At 64.8% G+C, this 14209-nt stretch carries 14 protein-coding genes; 7 read left to right on the forward strand and 7 right to left on the reverse strand.

The window, feature by feature from the left end; all coding sequences use genetic code 11:
• Positions 1 to 263 precede the first annotated feature (263 nt).
• The gene (locus HH800_RS01620) at positions 264 to 1208 is read left to right on the forward strand and encodes a GGDEF domain-containing protein (protein ID WP_169863177.1); all 945 of its coding nucleotides are present in this window, start codon (positions 264 to 266) and stop codon (positions 1206 to 1208) included.
• On the opposite strand, the gene truA is transcribed toward HH800_RS01620, so the two are convergent.
• Both truA and fmt read right to left on the reverse strand, forming a co-directional pair.
• Entirely contained in the window at positions 1181 to 1939 is a 759-nt protein-coding gene (gene truA, locus HH800_RS01625) for a tRNA pseudouridine(38-40) synthase TruA (protein WP_010335965.1), read from the reverse strand. The genes HH800_RS01620 and truA overlap by 28 nt on opposite strands.
• 4 nt (positions 1940 to 1943) lie before the next feature.
• Positions 1944 to 2852, reverse strand: a complete 909-nt coding sequence (gene fmt / locus HH800_RS01630) for a methionyl-tRNA formyltransferase (protein ID WP_169859987.1) — start codon at positions 2850 to 2852, stop codon at positions 1944 to 1946.
• 52 nt (positions 2853 to 2904) lie between these two features.
• On the opposite strand from fmt, the gene recR reads away from it, so the two are divergent.
• Complete coding sequence (recR, locus tag HH800_RS01635) at positions 2905 to 3501, forward strand: recombination mediator RecR (protein ID WP_048938762.1); 597 nt, start codon at positions 2905 to 2907, stop codon at positions 3499 to 3501.
• Between the two features lie 640 nt (positions 3502 to 4141).
• Here recR and HH800_RS01640 read toward each other — a convergent pair.
• Positions 4142 to 4387, reverse strand: a complete 246-nt coding sequence (locus tag HH800_RS01640; protein ID WP_017500414.1) for a hypothetical protein — start codon at positions 4385 to 4387, stop codon at positions 4142 to 4144.
• An 89-nt stretch (positions 4388 to 4476) separates the two neighbouring features.
• On the opposite strand from HH800_RS01640, the gene HH800_RS01645 reads away from it, so the two are divergent.
• Complete coding sequence (locus HH800_RS01645; RefSeq protein WP_169859988.1) at positions 4477 to 4833, forward strand: thermonuclease family protein; 357 nt, start codon at positions 4477 to 4479, stop codon at positions 4831 to 4833.
• A gap of 59 nt (positions 4834 to 4892) precedes the next feature.
• On the opposite strand, the gene HH800_RS01650 is transcribed toward HH800_RS01645, so the two are convergent.
• From HH800_RS01650 to HH800_RS01660, 3 genes are read right to left on the reverse strand one after another with little or no spacing between them, the layout of a single operon-like run.
• Positions 4893 to 5450: an LptA/OstA family protein gene (locus HH800_RS01650; RefSeq protein WP_004208265.1), complete on the reverse strand. Its 558-nt coding sequence runs from the start codon at positions 5448 to 5450 to the stop codon at positions 4893 to 4895.
• A complete protein-coding gene (locus HH800_RS01655) occupies positions 5450 to 6097 on the reverse strand; it encodes a hypothetical protein (RefSeq protein ID WP_004208264.1) in 648 nt (215 codons plus the stop codon). Before HH800_RS01655 ends, HH800_RS01650 begins: the two co-directional genes overlap by 1 nt.
• A gap of 21 nt (positions 6098 to 6118) precedes the next feature.
• Complete coding sequence (locus HH800_RS01660; RefSeq protein ID WP_010338324.1) at positions 6119 to 6736, reverse strand: ribonuclease D; 618 nt, start codon at positions 6734 to 6736, stop codon at positions 6119 to 6121.
• A 234-nt stretch (positions 6737 to 6970) separates the two neighbouring features.
• Here HH800_RS01660 and HH800_RS29445 point away from each other — a divergent pair, with 234 nt between their 5' ends.
• The 4 genes from HH800_RS29445 to HH800_RS01680 all read left to right on the forward strand — a co-directional run bounded on the left by HH800_RS29445 (position 6971) and on the right by HH800_RS01680 (position 12609).
• Positions 6971 to 7801, forward strand: a complete 831-nt coding sequence (locus tag HH800_RS29445; RefSeq protein WP_048939522.1) for a cold-shock protein — start codon at positions 6971 to 6973, stop codon at positions 7799 to 7801.
• Between the two features lie 382 nt (positions 7802 to 8183).
• Positions 8184 to 10592 (forward strand): TonB-dependent receptor, encoded by a 2409-nt coding sequence (locus HH800_RS01670; protein WP_169859989.1) that lies wholly within the window; start codon positions 8184 to 8186, stop codon positions 10590 to 10592.
• A 215-nt stretch (positions 10593 to 10807) separates the two neighbouring features.
• Positions 10808 to 11128: a hypothetical protein gene (locus HH800_RS01675; RefSeq protein ID WP_169859990.1), complete on the forward strand. Its 321-nt coding sequence runs from the start codon at positions 10808 to 10810 to the stop codon at positions 11126 to 11128.
• A 32-nt stretch (positions 11129 to 11160) separates the two neighbouring features.
• Positions 11161 to 12609, forward strand: a complete 1449-nt coding sequence (locus HH800_RS01680; protein WP_010338328.1) for a hypothetical protein — start codon at positions 11161 to 11163, stop codon at positions 12607 to 12609.
• 89 nt (positions 12610 to 12698) lie between these two features.
• Here the strand turns inward: HH800_RS01680 and HH800_RS01685 are convergent, their stop codons facing one another.
• Complete coding sequence (locus tag HH800_RS01685) at positions 12699 to 14114, reverse strand: helix-turn-helix domain-containing protein (protein WP_169859991.1); 1416 nt, start codon at positions 14112 to 14114, stop codon at positions 12699 to 12701.
• Positions 14115 to 14209 lie beyond the last annotated feature (95 nt).

Genomic DNA, 14209 nt, shown 5'->3' on the forward strand with positions numbered 1-14209 from the left:
CGCGAAAGGGCGATTTTTCGGTACGGTTCCAGCCCGCGCCCCCGCCCAACCACCCGATCCAGTGTCATCCTGTCGGGTGGTTGGGCGGGGGAGCGGGCCGGAACCGGCTTTCTCAAACCCACTCTGGAGCCAGTAAAATACGTAATCTAAAGAGAGTCTTTACCTTGTTGGGCGCAGAAGGAGGCGACAAAGTCAGGAAAGAATAGTCGCCCATCGTGCCCATCGCCTCCGCCCAGTCCATTGTTCCTGATCGCGATCCCGTGATGTCCCCGGATGCGATCTGCCGGATCGACCGCCTGACCCATGTCGCGCGGGCGCTGAGCCAGGAGGCGCAGACGATCCAGGCCAATCTGGCCAATGCGGAGCGCCGGTTTCAGGCGACCTTCCAGCACGCGCCGGTCGGCATTGCCCATGTCGCGCTCGACGGCAGCTTCCTGACCGTCAATCCCCGCTTTGAGGAGATTACCGGTTATCCTGCCGCGATGCTGATGCGGCTGGGTTTTCAGCAGATCACCCATCCCGATGATCTGGATGTCGATGTCGCGCTGCTCGGCCGGCTGCACCGGGGCGAGTTGCAGCGCTATACGCTGGAAAAACGCTATATCCGCGCCGACGCATCGCTGATCTGGATCAACCTCACCGTGGCGCTGGTCCGCGACGAGCGGGATGAGCCGGAATTCTATGTCGCCGTGGTCGAGGATCTGTCGGAAATGCGGCAGGCCCATTTCGATGCGATCCATGATCCGCTGACCGGCCTGCTCAACCGCCGTGGCTTCGTGGTGCGGGCGCGGGCCTTGCTGCGGCAGGCGGCCGAGGTGCATCGCGCCGTCAGCCTGATCTATCTCGATCTCGACGGGTTCAAACAGCTCAATGACAGTCTCGGACATAGCGCCGGGGATCGCTGCCTGGTCGATGTGGCGCGGCTGATCGAGGATATGGTCGCCACCCGCCATGTCGTGGCGCGAATGGGCGGCGACGAGTTCGTGCTGCTGGTCGACGAGGAAGGCACGGACCTGGGCGAGGCGCTGCGCGTCGGACTGATGACGCTGGGCGGCGCGCATGGCGGTGTCAGCGGCAGCTTTGGCCTGGTGACCTTGATCCCCGACGATGACACCGAACTGGACAGCATCGTGGCGCGCGCAGACGAGGCGATGCTGGCGGCCAAGCGCGCCGGCAAGAATCAGTTGGTGACCACCGCGCTGCTATAATCGGCACGCACGAAATAGAGGCCGTCGGGCGGCGCGTTGAGCGCCAGCCGGGCGCGGTCGCGCGCCTCCAGCGCATCGCGCAGGTCATCGGCGCTCCAGCGGCCCATGCCGACCATCGCGAGACAGCCGACCATCGAGCGAACCTGATGATGGAGGAAGGAGCGCGCCTCCGCCCGGATGGCAATGCGATCGCCCTGTCGCTCCACATCCAGCATCGCCAGCGACTTCAGCGGACTGGCCGCCTGGCAATGGACCGAGCGGAAGGTGGTGAAGTCATGATGCCCCACCAATATCTGCGCGGCGTCATGCATGGCGTCGGCGTCGAGCGGCTGGATCACCCGCCAGGCAAGCCCCGATTCCAGGGTCAGTGGCGCGCGGCGATTGGCGATGCGGTAGATATAAGCGCGGCCGATGCAGCTGAAACGGGCATGCCAGTCCGGCGCGACTTCCTCACAGGCGAGGATCGCGACCGGATGGGGCCGCAGCTTCGCATTGATCGCCTCCATCAGGCGAAAGGGCGTCAGCGGTTTTTCGACATCGGCATGGGCCCGCATGGCCAGGCCATGGACGCCGGCATCGGTGCGGCCGGCAGCGTGCAGGATGGCGCGCTCGCCGGTGACGGCATGGATCGCATCCTCGATCGCCTGCTGGACGCTGGGGCCATGGGCCTGACGCTGCCAGCCCATGAAGGGGCGGCCGTCAAATTCGACGGTGAAGGCGAAACGGGCCATCGGATCAGGCGTCGACCCGGCTGCCGGTGGGCATGTCGAAGCCGCGCAGCAATTCGCCCGCCGACATCGCCGCCTTGCCCGCGCGCTGGATCAGCGTCGGACGGATCGCGCCATGGCCGCAGCCGATCAGCAGGCTGTGGTCGAGCAGTTCACCCGCAGGCCCGGCATGATCCTCGACCGTGGCGGCGAGGATGCGGAAGCGTTCGCCGCCATATTCGAAGAAGGCGCCGGGGAAGGGGTTGAAGGCGCGCACCTGCCGTTCGACCTGATGCGCGTCGCGGCTGAAATCGATCCGCGCCTCCGCCTTGTCGATCTTGGCGGCATAGGTGACGCCCTCTTCGGGCTGGACCACCGGCGGATGGCCGGCAAGATCGTCCAGCACATCGACCATCAGCTCGGCACCGGCCTGCGCCAGTTCCTGCGTCAATTCGCCGGCCGTCTTGTCCTCGACCGGGGTGACATGCTTGGCGCGCATCGGCCCGGTGTCGAGCCCGGCCTCCATGTCCATGATGGTGACGCCGGTGACATTGTCGCCCGACAGGATGGCGCGCTGCACCGGCGCGGCACCGCGCCAGCGCGGCAGCAGCGAGCCATGAATGTTGAGGCAGCCATGGCGCGGCATCGCCAGGATCGCGCGCGGCAGGATCAACCCATAGGCGGCGACGACCGCGACATCGGCGTCGAGCGCGGCAAATTCGGCCTGCACTGCCTCGTCCTTCAGCGAGACGGGCGTGCGCACCTCGATACCCAGTTGCTCGGCGCGGGCCTGCACCGGGGAGGGGCGCAGCGCCTTGCCACGGCCGGCCGGACGGGGTGGCTGGCTATAGACGGCGACGATGTCATGCCCGGCCTTCACCAGTGCATCGAGCGCTGGAACGGCGAAATCAGGGGTGCCCATATAGATGATACGCATGAAGGGCCTCAAAGCTCTTGTCGGAAAGACATGCAACCCCTTATCTCACGATATGGCTTCACCTGAAATCGAGACGCTGACCCAGGCGCTGTCGCGACTGCCCGGCCTTGGCCCCCGTTCGGCACGGCGCGCGGTGCTGCATCTGCTCAAGAAGCGCGAGGGCGCGCTGGAGCCGCTGCTGCGCGCGCTCGCGGCGGTCAACGAACGGCTGGTCACCTGTCAGGTCTGCGGCAATGTCGACACGGTCGATCCCTGCGGCATCTGTGCAGATCCGCGCCGCGACGCGCGGGCGCTGTGCGTGGTGGAGGATGTCGCGGACCTGTGGGCGCTGGACAAGTCGCGCCTTTTCCCCGGTCGCTTCCATGTGCTGGGCGGGCGCCTCTCTGCACTGGAGGGGGTGCGGCCCGAGGATTTGAGCATCGATGCGCTGGTCGCGCGGGTCGAGGCCGGCGGCATAGATGAGGTGGTGCTGGCGATGAACGCCACGCTGGAGGGGCAGACCACCGCCCATTATCTGGCCGAGCGGCTGGAGCGCTTCCCGATCCGCCTGACCCAGCTGGCCCATGGCGTGCCGGTGGGCGGCGAACTCGACTATCTGGACGAGGGCACGCTGGCCCAGGCGCTGCGCGCGCGGCGACCGCTGGGCTGAAGGACAGGCCGAAGGCGGGGGCACGCGTTTCCCGAAGTTCACACCGTTATCGGGGTTTCTGGGCGAAATGCGCCGGGAACGCGCCTGTGACGCGTCGGCTTTGCGCCGGTGGCGCGTCACCACCCATGGGGTGGAGGTGTCCAATATGCGCCCGCATCGCCCCTGTGACGCGACAATCGCGCTTCTGCCGCGCACCAGGAACGCCCCTATGGCGCGATCACCACGCGTCGATGGCTCGTGCGCAGCGGGCCATGACTGGGGTAGAAGGGCAGGGGGATGATGATCCATCCGGGCAGTAGATCAGACAAGCGGCGTGTAGGACAGGCCGGATGATGGACGGGAAGGGCGGCGGATTTGGGTGGGTTGCAGCCATCCCACCTACGTCATGCTGAACTTGTTTCAGCATCTATTAAGCCTAGCAAGCCATTGGTCTATTGGGAGGAATGGACCCTGAAACAATTTCAGGGTGACGATGATGGGATGGGCCGCTGCTGGTCGCTTCTTGCCGGGCAATTTTCCGCCCACGAACCGAGCGACCGCTATCGGGGTGGCCTCGCGAACGGCGTCTGGGCTGATATCGCCATCATGCTCCTGGGAAGAACACCCCCGCGCGCGTCCACGCAGAGGCGCCCGTCATGGCTCAGTACTTGGGGATGCTGGGATCCTTGCCGGGATAGGGGCTATCCTCGCTGCCATAAATGCGCGGATAGCACCACGCTGCCGCCTGGTCATAGTTGCCGAAGCCGTCGCGCACATAGCGCGCCTTGCAGGCTTCGTATTCTGCGTCCTGCTCATCGGTGCCTTCGGACGGAATGGTGGTCGGCGGCTGAGCAACCACCGGAGCGGAGACGAATGCAAGCGCAATCAAAATCTTCTTGATTTCCATGTGTTACTCCTGATTCCCCCTGGATCAGAAGCTATCAACAAGGTGTGTCGGCTCAAGCTGGAGTTGAAATCAAACGGATATTGTCATCGATGTTTCTACCCTTCCTCATTTCTATATTCCAACCGCCAACAGTTTGTGTCGCAATCGACGACGACACTCTCAAATGTAGCGAGATTGGCCGCGTCCGACTTCTCGGTATCGACGCGCCGGAACTGCCGGGGCCCTGCCGCAAGGGCCGCAGCTGCGCGCCGGGCGATCCGATCGCCAGCAAGAAGCAGCTGGTAGCGCGCGGGGTGACGATCAGCCCGGTCACGCGCGATCGCTATGGGCGGACGGTTACCCAAGTCTACGCTGGCAACAAGAACCTAGCTTACGAGCAACTTCGGGCCGGCAGGGCGGTTTATGTCGAGAAATGGTCTTTAGCCGCCAAAGCCCGGCATCAATGACGCAAATCGATAGCGATTAGACCGCTCGAAACGCGTCGCCCGGCCTTGCTGCTCCCGGATCAGTTCTTGCGCTGCGGCACCGTGAAGGTGCCCGACACGCGGCCGCTGGGGCTGGTCGATGTGCCGGCGCCGCCGGTCGATCGGCCGTCAACCGTGGTGCGGCCGCTGTTGAGATCCATCACCAGCCGTCCGCCGGTCAGGCGGTTGACGCCCTGGGTCAGCGAAACATTGCCGACCATGGTGATCAGCTTGGCATTGAGGTCATAGATGGCGACATTGCCGCGCGCGGTCTGGTCGGCCTTGGTGATGACGACATTGCCCGACGCGTCGATGCGCTGGATTTCCACGCCATTGCCGGTGTTCGCCGCGCCATTGGGCTGCTGCTTGTAGGCCACGGTCATGCGGGCGGCGTTCAGCGTCATGCCGGCCTGCGTCACTTCGACATTGCCCGATACCACCACCCGGTCGGCGCGGTCCTGCACCTCGATCCGGTCGGCGGTGAAGTTCACCGGCGCATTGCTGTCATGATTCTTGAACACCTGCGCATCGGCGCCGGCGTAGAGGAGGCCGGTCGCGCCCAGCGCAACGGTCGACAGCAGGATGAGGGTGCGTTTCATCACTTTTGCCCTTTGAGGCCATTTTGTTCGATGCGCAAGGTCGCCCGGCCGTTGAGCGTGACCGTGCGTGCATTCATGTCCGCTTCCAGATGGTCGCCGCTGAACGTGCCGATCGGGATGCGCCCGTCGACCCGGCCTGCGCTCTTCATCCGCCGCGTCTGCAAATCGATGCCGACGTCGCGGGTGACCAGGCGATATCCGCCGGCCGCCTCGAACTGGACCGGGCCGACGATCGCGACGCGCTCGGTCTCCATGTCGTAACGGCCCTTCTGCGCGTTCAGCACCGCCGGCCCTTCGGGCAGCAGGATGCGCGCGGCCATGTCGTTCAGGTCGACGATCGGCTCGCGTGAGCTTTTCTGCACGGCCGAACCGGCCCGCAGCGAGAAGGGCTGGCCCTTGCTGTCCTGCCCGCGATAGAGCGCCTCGGACACGCGCATCCGCTCCTTCGCCACCTCGACCTTGTTCTTGTCGAGCACGAAGCTGACCTTGTCGCCGCCAGTGAAGGGGGCCATGGCCAGCAGGGCGGTCAGCACGCCGACCGCCACCGGCAGATAATTTTTGAGCAGGCGCACCAGCTTGTCATGGCTGCCACCCGGCCGGGCCCAATGGCGGCGGACGTTGCGCTGTTGCTCGGCCTGGATGGACATGTCTGCCTGCCGCCCTGTCGCTTACATGTGCGAGAAGATGTCGTTCTCGGGCCAGCCCGCCAGGTCCAGCGCCGCGCGATGGGGCAGGAAGTCGAAACAGGCCTGGGCCAGTTCCATCCGCCCTTCGCGGGTCAGGCGCTTGTCCAGTTCGGTCTTCAGCTGGTGCAGGAAGCGCACGTCGGACGCGGCATAATCCTTCTGCGCGTCGGACAGGTTCGGGCCGCCCCAGTCGCTCGACTGCTGCTGCTTGCTGATGTCCTGGCCCAGCAGTTCGCGGACCAGCTCCTTCAGGCCGTGGCGGTCGGTATAGGTGCGCACCAGCTTCGACGCGATCTTGGTGCAGTAGACGGGCGCTGCCACCACGCCCAGATAATGCTGGATCGCGGCGATATCGAATCGGCCGAAATGATAGATCTTGATCCGCTCCGGATCGGCCAGCACCGCCTTCAGGTTCGGCGCGGCATAATCGCTGCCGGGGTTGAAGCGGACCAGATGCTCGTCGCCCTTGCCGTCACTGATCTGGACGACGCACAGGCGATCGCGCGGGGTGATGAGCCCCATGGTTTCGGTATCGACGGCGATCGGGCCGGGGGCAAGGACGCCCTCGGGCAGATCTTCTTCATGGAAATGGACGGTCATGACTTTTCCCTCTATGGGGAAACGGGCCATATCGCAATCAAGGCTTTGGCAGATAGGGCCTGTAAATCGGCGCTGCGGGCGCTCTTTTTGCCCGATATGCGAAATCATTCGCGCTGCCCGGAAAACTTGATATAGTGATTCCCAAACCGCGACTTTGCGGTGGATTGTGCATGTCATTCGCCCGACATGTTTGTCCAATGTGTCTTGGGGCGAAGCGAAAGTGACTAACAGGGCATGAGTTTTGACAGAGGGCGCCGCGGCGGGCGCGGCAAGGACAAGCGCGACGGTTTCGGCGACGACAATTTCTACGACCAGGGCAGCGGCGGCGGCTTCGGCGGCGGTGGCTTTGGTGACCGCGGCGGCTTCGGTGGCGGCTTCGGCGGTGGTGATCGTGGTCGTGGTGGCTTCGGCGGTGGTGATCGCGGTGGCTTCGGCGGCGGCGGCGGTTTCGGCGGCGGTGGCCGCGGTGGCTTCGGCGGCGGTGGCGGCTTTGGTGGCGGCGGCGGCGGTGGTCGCGGCATGCCGGCCCAGGTCGTTGGCGAAGGCAAGGGTGTCGTCAAGTTCTTCAACGGCCAGAAGGGTTTCGGCTTCATCGTTCGTGACGATGGCGGCGAAGACGTGTTCGTTCACATCAGCGCGGTCGAGCAGGCCGGCCTGACCGGTCTGGCCGAAGGTCAGCCGCTCGGCTTCACCCTGGTGGATCGTGGTGGCAAGGTGTCGGCGACCGATCTGGTCATCGACGGCGAACCGCTCCCCGTGACCGATCGTGCGCCGCCGCGTGAACCGCGCGAACCCCGCGCCGGTGGTTTCGGTGGTGCAGAGCGTGGCCCGCAGCGTCAGCTGACCGGCGAACGCGCCAGCGGCACGGTCAAGTTCTTCAACGCCATGAAGGGCTTCGGCTTCATCCAGCGTGATGACGGCCAGCCGGACGCTTTCGTCCACATCAGCGCTGTCGAACGCGCCGGCATGGGCGCCCTGAACGAGGGTGACCGTCTGGACTTCGAACTGGAAGTCGATCGTCGCGGCAAGTACGCGGCCGTCAATCTCCAGTCCAAGGCCGACTGATCGGCCGTCGCCCGTTCGCCGTACGGGCGACGTGACAGGAATATCGAAGGGGGTCGCCTGCCCGGCGGCCCCTTTTTCGTGTCTGCCGTTCATCTCGGTCGGCCGACATGTCGCATATATCGTCAAAGCGATGCGCCGTGATGCGGTGCATGGATCGTGAATATCGACGGAAGCGTCCGATGATATTCGGATCAAAGTTGCCGTAAATTCGGCGCTTATGTGCAATTGATCAACATGTTGATCTGCATGTTTTCCTGATAATTATTGGCCAATTCGATCGATTTGAGGAATTTGCCTGACCATTAGCCTCGGATCATAATCGTCCCGAATGGAATGAGCCTTGCGGCATTGTCGACAAGGCCTGAACCAATGGGAGGATGATATGAAGCAGGCCCTGATCGGCCGTCTGCTGGCGACTGTCGCTGCCGGCCCGGCCCTGATGCTCGCAACCGCACAGGCGCAGGATAGCGCCGCACCCGTGCCCCAGGCTGACGCCGGGGCAGGGGAGATCATCGTCACCGCCCGCAAGCGTGACGAGCGGCTGATCGACGTGCCGGTTGCCGTCTCTGCCCTCTCGACCGACCAGATCGAACGCTATGCCACCACCAGCTTCCAGGCGATCAGCCAGCAGGTGCCGCAGCTGGTCATCGCCGAATCGCAGAATCAGGTCGGCGGCTCGATCAACCTGCGCGGCATCGGCGCCGGCATCTCCAACCCCTCGACCGAAACCGCCGTGACCCTGAATTTCGACGGCGTGCCGATCAGCTATGGCAATGCCATCCGCCTCGGCCAGATCGACCTTGGCCGGGTCGAGGTGCTCAAGGGGCCGCAGGCGCTCTTCTATGGCAAGAACAGCCCAGGCGGCATCGCCTCGCTCATCTCCCAGGATCCGGGCAAGGATTTCGAGGCGAAGCTGCGCACCGGCTATGAATTCATGGCCGACCAGCGCTTTGTCGAGGCCAGCGCCTCGGTGCCGCTGACCGACGGTCTCGCCGCCCGCGTCGTAGGCTATTATTCCAAGGAGGATGGCTGGTTCCGCAACGTCGCCGAACCGATCGCCGGCATCACGCCGGGGCGCGGCGCCGACAGCCTCAATTCCGAGGATGTCTTCGTCCGCGGCACGCTGGCCTATGATGCGGGCGGATCGACCCGGATCAAGGCGAAGGTCAATTATGGCCAGCGCGAACGGGACGGCGTCGGCCCCACCGGCCTCAGCCAGATAATCTACTGCCCCGCCGGCGTCAGCCGCTATGGCTCGACCGACTGCACGCTCAACCGCAATTTCTACGACGCCATCCTCGCGCCGGCGACCGCGGCCAGCGATCCCAGCTATGGCGATGGCGTGCCCTTCATGAAGTCGAAGCAGTTCCTCGCCTCGCTCAGCGTCGACCAGGATCTGGGCGACGCCTATACCCTGTCCTCGGTCACCGGCTATTACCGCCTGCGCGAACGTTCGGTCGACAGCTTCACCTTTTCCAACAATCCCTATTTCGGCGCGTCGAACGACATCACCGCCAAGGGCTTCAGCCAGGAACTGCGCCTCGCGTCCGACTATGACGGGCCATTGAACTTCCTCGTCGGCGGCTTCTTCCAGGACGCCCATTTCCTCACGCGTCAGGCCTTCACCACCAATTTCGGTACGCCCTTCGTGGTCGGGGCGACCTATTATGACGTCCATACCAAGGCGACGTCGGTCTTCGGCCAGCTGCGCTACAAGATCGCCGATCCGCTCGAACTGGCCGTCGGCGGCCGCTATAGCTGGGAAGACAAGTCGCTGACCGGCACCTCGCTCGGCAGCCCGATCCAGATTCTCGGCCCGAAGCAGAATTATACCGATTTCTCGCCCGACGTGACGCTCACCTGGCGTCCCGACAGCGATCGCACCGTCTACGCCGCCTATCGCGAGGGCTTCACCTCGGGCGGCTTCAACACCGTGCCGACCCGGCTGCGCACCGATGCGGACCAGAGCCGCGCCGCGATCGACCTGTCCTATGACCAGATGACCGCCAAGGGCGGCGAGATCGGCACCAAGGGCTATGTTGCCGATCGCCAGATCCTCTACGATCTGGTCGGCTATTATTATAAATATAGCGGGCTCCAGTTGTCGCGCTACGACAACGCCTCCTTCACCCAGCTGACCCAGAATGCGGGCGGGGCGGAGATCAAGGGCGCGGAACTCAGCCTCACCATCCGGCCGCGCACGCTCGCGGGCCTGACGTTCAACACGGCGATCGCCTACAACAACGCCCGCTACACCGATTTCATCGGCGGCTGCTATGCGGGCCAGTCGATCGCACAGGGCTGCAATCTCAATCCGCTCAATCCCAATCTGCCGCAATCGACCTGGGGCACGGCGGCCAATCCCTATCAGAATCAGGACCAGACCGGCCAACGCCTGTTCCGCGCGCCCGAAATCGCGATCACCGGCGGTTTCACCTATGACCACAGCTTCGCCGACCGGCTGGGCGGATCGCTGTCCGTCGATTTCAACTATAGCAGTGCCTATGTCACCCAGACGGAGGGTAACCCCAGGACGCTGCAGGATGATTATATCCAGCTCAACGCCGCCCTCTCGATCAACGGCGGCGCGGGCAAGCCCTGGGAATTGTCGCTGATCGGCCGTAACCTCACCAACAGGCTGATCATCGTCGGCGGATCGGTGGTGGGCGCGAGCGCGGCCGGCACCGGCACCAACGCCGTGCGCGAAGGCGACATATTGGGCTCGCTCGGTGCCCCGCGCGCGGTGATGCTGCAATTGACGGTGAAGAGCGGCCTGTTTGGCGGCCGCTGATCATCCCTATGCAAATACTATGAAAAGCGCGCTGAGGTCGGCTGGAATTTGACCGACGGGGGCCATTAAGTCCCTTGTCCCATGACCCACCGACCTCCTCCTCCCACCCCGGCTGATGCCGAGCGGCGCAGCGATCGGCCACGGCTCACCGGACGCCTGTCGATCCGGCCGCGCGCCGCCCCGGCTCCTCCGGCATGGCAACGGAGCCGGGCATCATGACCCGGCGCGACCTCGCCTGGCGCGGCCTTGGCCTGCTGCTCGTCGGCGCGGCGGCCGGCAGTTCGCTGCTGCATCGCGCCCTGACCCTGGACGGCCCGGCATCGGCGCCGCTCGAAATGGCGCTGGCCCTTGCCAGCTTCAGCTTCGCCAGCCTCGGTATATTGCTGCTCTGCCAGGGCGTGCGCCTGCGTGACGGCTGGCGCCGTGACCTCGACCGGCGCCAGGCGCAGCGCGACGGCCATTACGATCCCCTAATCCTGGCCGAAGATCGCGCCCCACTCGCGGCCTTTCTGGCTGCCCGCGTCCGGCGCGACTGACCCCCATTCCTATATCCCCAAAGGACAAATTTGTGAGCGAACGCGACCTGCATTTCGTGATCCCGACCTATCGCCTGCGCGACGTCGGCGCGACCGTCGAGGCCTATGACGAAAATTTCGCCCGCAGCGGCCAGACCGCGCCGATCATCGTCTTCGATGATTCCTCGGTCGCCAATCATGACAAATATTTCGGCGCGCTGGAGGCGACCAAGACGGTCAACGACCTCTGGTATGTCGGCCCGGCCGAAAAGGAGCAGTTCGTTTCCTACATCTGCAAGCGGCTGCGCGACCGCAAGCTCGACGTGCTGGTCCGCAACCTCTTCCGCCCCAGCTATGGCGGCAACCGCAACTTCACCCTGATGTATACGCTGGGCGACCTGATGGTCAGCGCCGACGATGACATGCGCCCCTATGCCCTGATCGAGGACAGCCCGGAAACGCTGGGCGAACGGGAAATCAGCCGGGGCAAGACCATCCCGCGCGGCGCCAATGGCCATTGCCGCAAATCCTACGACATTCTCCAGTCCTTCCGCGACATATTGGGCAAGACGGTGGCGGACGCGCCGGCCAATTACGACCAGGGTGAACTGGTGATCGACAGTGCCATGGACCTGGAATCCAACAATTCGCTCGGCTTCGCGCGGGAAAACAGCCTGACCTTGCAGGAAGGGCGCTTGCCCCGCTCGGCGGTGGTGAAGATGGCGCAGACCTTCCGCACCGGCACCAACGATATCGATGCGGTCGATTTCGTCGACATGTTCCTCGACGATCCGGACGAGGTCGATGCCGAACGGCTCAACGACACCTATGTGCTGGTCAATTTTCGCCCCTGCCTCACCAATCTCAACTGGCGAATGGACTGCGGCGTCGCGGGCTATGACAATCGCACCGGCCTGCCGCCCTTCTTCCCGACGCGCTTGCGGTTCGAGGATTATATCTATCGCCTGTGGATTCAGCAGTCGAACATGGTCTCGGCCCATGTCGATTCCGCCCAGACCCACATCAAGAACAGCTATATGCGCAATCCGCTGGCGTCGGAGGTGTTCAACGAGGCGATCTGCGGCCTGCTCAAGCGCAAGATCCGCACCAGCCTCAAGCGCACCGACGAATGGTCGATCGCCTTCGACTATGACGGCGCGGTCAGCCTTCAGGACAGCGAAGAGATATTGGACAGCGCCCGCGCCTTGCATGACCGGGTGCTCAAGAGCATGGCCGACGCGCGCACGACCGAGCGGCGCGACGCGCTGGGCCATTTTGCCGCCGGCCTGTCACGCACCTTCTATGATTTCGAGCCGGATTTCTTCCAGCAGAATGTCAGCCGCATGGTCGATGATGAGGTCGGGCTGATCCGCTCCTCGCTCGAAATCTGGCCGACCCTGCTGGAGATCGTCTATTTCAAGCGCCATTGCCGCAACCTGCCGATGCGCCGCGTGAAGAACCGCTCCGCCCGATCGCCCCAACCCAGGCCCGTAGCAGCCTGAGGGTTGGCGGCAGGCGCTCCGTTTTCGCCCCCTTCATCCCGGCGACGGCCGGGGCCCCTCTCAGTGACGGGGGCGGGGCGGAGCGCCTATCATACCCGCCGGAACGGGAAGGGGCTGGCGGTCCGCTCATAGCTGTGCAGGTCCAGCGCACGCGTCACCGGCGGCAGAGCCCGGTCCGGGCAGTCGCGCCGCTCGCACAGATGACAGGTCGGCCCCACCGTCACCGCATCGTCGCGCTCGGTATTGATGCCATCGGCATGGATGATCCGCCCGGCATGTTTCGCCTCGCAGCCCAGCGCAATCACCTGCCGCCCGCGCGCGCCATCGCCGCGGGGCAGGGCGATCGCCAGCGTGACGAAGCGCCGCTCGTCCAGCGTCTCGATCAGTTGCGGCAGCACGATGTCGGGCGCGTCGGCCGCATGCACGTCCCAGCGCGGACAGGTGCCGCCATAGCGGGCAAAGGGATAGGCCTCGCCATCGAAGCGCTTGGACACGATCCCCGCCCGGTCGATCCGCACCATGAAGAAGGGGATGCCGCGCGCGCCGGTGCGGTTGAGGCTGGTGAGCCGGTGCGCCAGCTGCTCGGTCGACACGCCGAAGCGGGCGCGCAGCAGGGGAAGGTCATGCCGGCTTGCCTCCGCCGCCTGGCGGAACCGGTCATAGGGCATGATGAGCGCCGCGGCGGCATAGTTGGTCAGCGCAATGACGGCGAGCCGCCGGCTGTCCTCGTCCGGCGGCGCCGTGCGCGTCACCTGTGCCGCGATCAGGTCGGCCATCTCCTGCGCGCAGAGTTGATAGGCCATGGCGAACAATCGCCCGGATGCCGGCAACCGCTCGCTCAGCATCAACCGCCGCCGGTGCATGTCATAATGGCGCACCGTTCCGGCCAGCACATCGGCGCGCACCATCTGCACCGCCATGCCGTGCCGTTCCTTCAGCCGCGCGCGCAGCCCGGCCTGCAACAGCGCCGGATCTTCCTCCAGCTCCGCGGCGATCCCTTCGGCCGCGGCGTCGATTTCGGCGAAATGATTGCCGGCCTTGGCTACCGTCTCGCGCCACCAGTCGACCGGCGCGACCAGCGGGGCAGGGGCAGCGCCGCGCCCGCTCGCCTGCATCTGCTCGGGCAGGCGGCGCAGGTCGGCCAGCGCGCGGTAGAAGCGGCCGATCGCCTCGCTGACGCCGGGATAATTTTCCGCGACTTCCAGCACTTCGTCGCGCGCGATGCCGATGTCGCGCACCAGCGCATCGGACAATATCTCGGCCAGGTCGCTCGCCGCCCCATCCTGGCTGCTGGCGGTGAAGTCGCGAATGTCGATGTCATAGGTATTGGCCAGCCGCAGCAACATCTGCGCCGTCAGCGGCCGCTGGTTGCGCTCCAGATGGTTGAGATAGCTGGGCGACACGCCCAGTTCCTCGGCCATGCGCGTCTGGTTCAGCCCCAGTTCGCGGCGCAGCACGCGCAGCTTGGGGCCGAGATAGAGCTTCCGGTCGGTCACATCTGCCATAAGGTCATATTGTCATGATTTCACAATATGAACAAGTCGCGGCGTGACTTGCGGCCACTCATCGCCCTTCCGCTTCCCCTTCGACCTGTCAATAT

This window comes from Sphingobium yanoikuyae, assembly GCF_013001025.1.
Taxonomy (GTDB): Bacteria; Pseudomonadota; Alphaproteobacteria; order Sphingomonadales; family Sphingomonadaceae; genus Sphingobium; species Sphingobium yanoikuyae_A.

Coding starts and splice junctions, on each gene's coding strand:
- HH800_RS01620 (WP_169863177.1), top strand. CDS start 264: ATGTCCCCGGATGCGATCTGCCGGATCGACCGCCTGACCCATGTCGCG.
- truA (WP_010335965.1), bottom strand. CDS start 1,939: ATGGCCCGTTTCGCCTTCACCGTCGAATTTGACGGCCGCCCCTTCATG.
- fmt (WP_169859987.1), bottom strand. CDS start 2,852: ATGCGTATCATCTATATGGGCACCCCTGATTTCGCCGTTCCAGCGCTC.
- recR (WP_048938762.1), top strand. CDS start 2,905: ATGGCTTCACCTGAAATCGAGACGCTGACCCAGGCGCTGTCGCGACTG.
- HH800_RS01640 (WP_017500414.1), bottom strand. CDS start 4,387: ATGGAAATCAAGAAGATTTTGATTGCGCTTGCATTCGTCTCCGCTCCG.
- HH800_RS01645 (WP_169859988.1), top strand. CDS start 4,477: ATGTTTCTACCCTTCCTCATTTCTATATTCCAACCGCCAACAGTTTGT.
- HH800_RS01650 (WP_004208265.1), bottom strand. CDS start 5,450: ATGAAACGCACCCTCATCCTGCTGTCGACCGTTGCGCTGGGCGCGACC.
- HH800_RS01655 (WP_004208264.1), bottom strand. CDS start 6,097: ATGTCCATCCAGGCCGAGCAACAGCGCAACGTCCGCCGCCATTGGGCC.
- HH800_RS01660 (WP_010338324.1), bottom strand. CDS start 6,736: ATGACCGTCCATTTCCATGAAGAAGATCTGCCCGAGGGCGTCCTTGCC.
- HH800_RS29445 (WP_048939522.1), top strand. CDS start 6,971: ATGAGTTTTGACAGAGGGCGCCGCGGCGGGCGCGGCAAGGACAAGCGC.
- HH800_RS01670 (WP_169859989.1), top strand. CDS start 8,184: ATGAAGCAGGCCCTGATCGGCCGTCTGCTGGCGACTGTCGCTGCCGGC.
- HH800_RS01675 (WP_169859990.1), top strand. CDS start 10,808: ATGACCCGGCGCGACCTCGCCTGGCGCGGCCTTGGCCTGCTGCTCGTC.
- HH800_RS01685 (WP_169859991.1), bottom strand. CDS start 14,114: ATGGCAGATGTGACCGACCGGAAGCTCTATCTCGGCCCCAAGCTGCGC.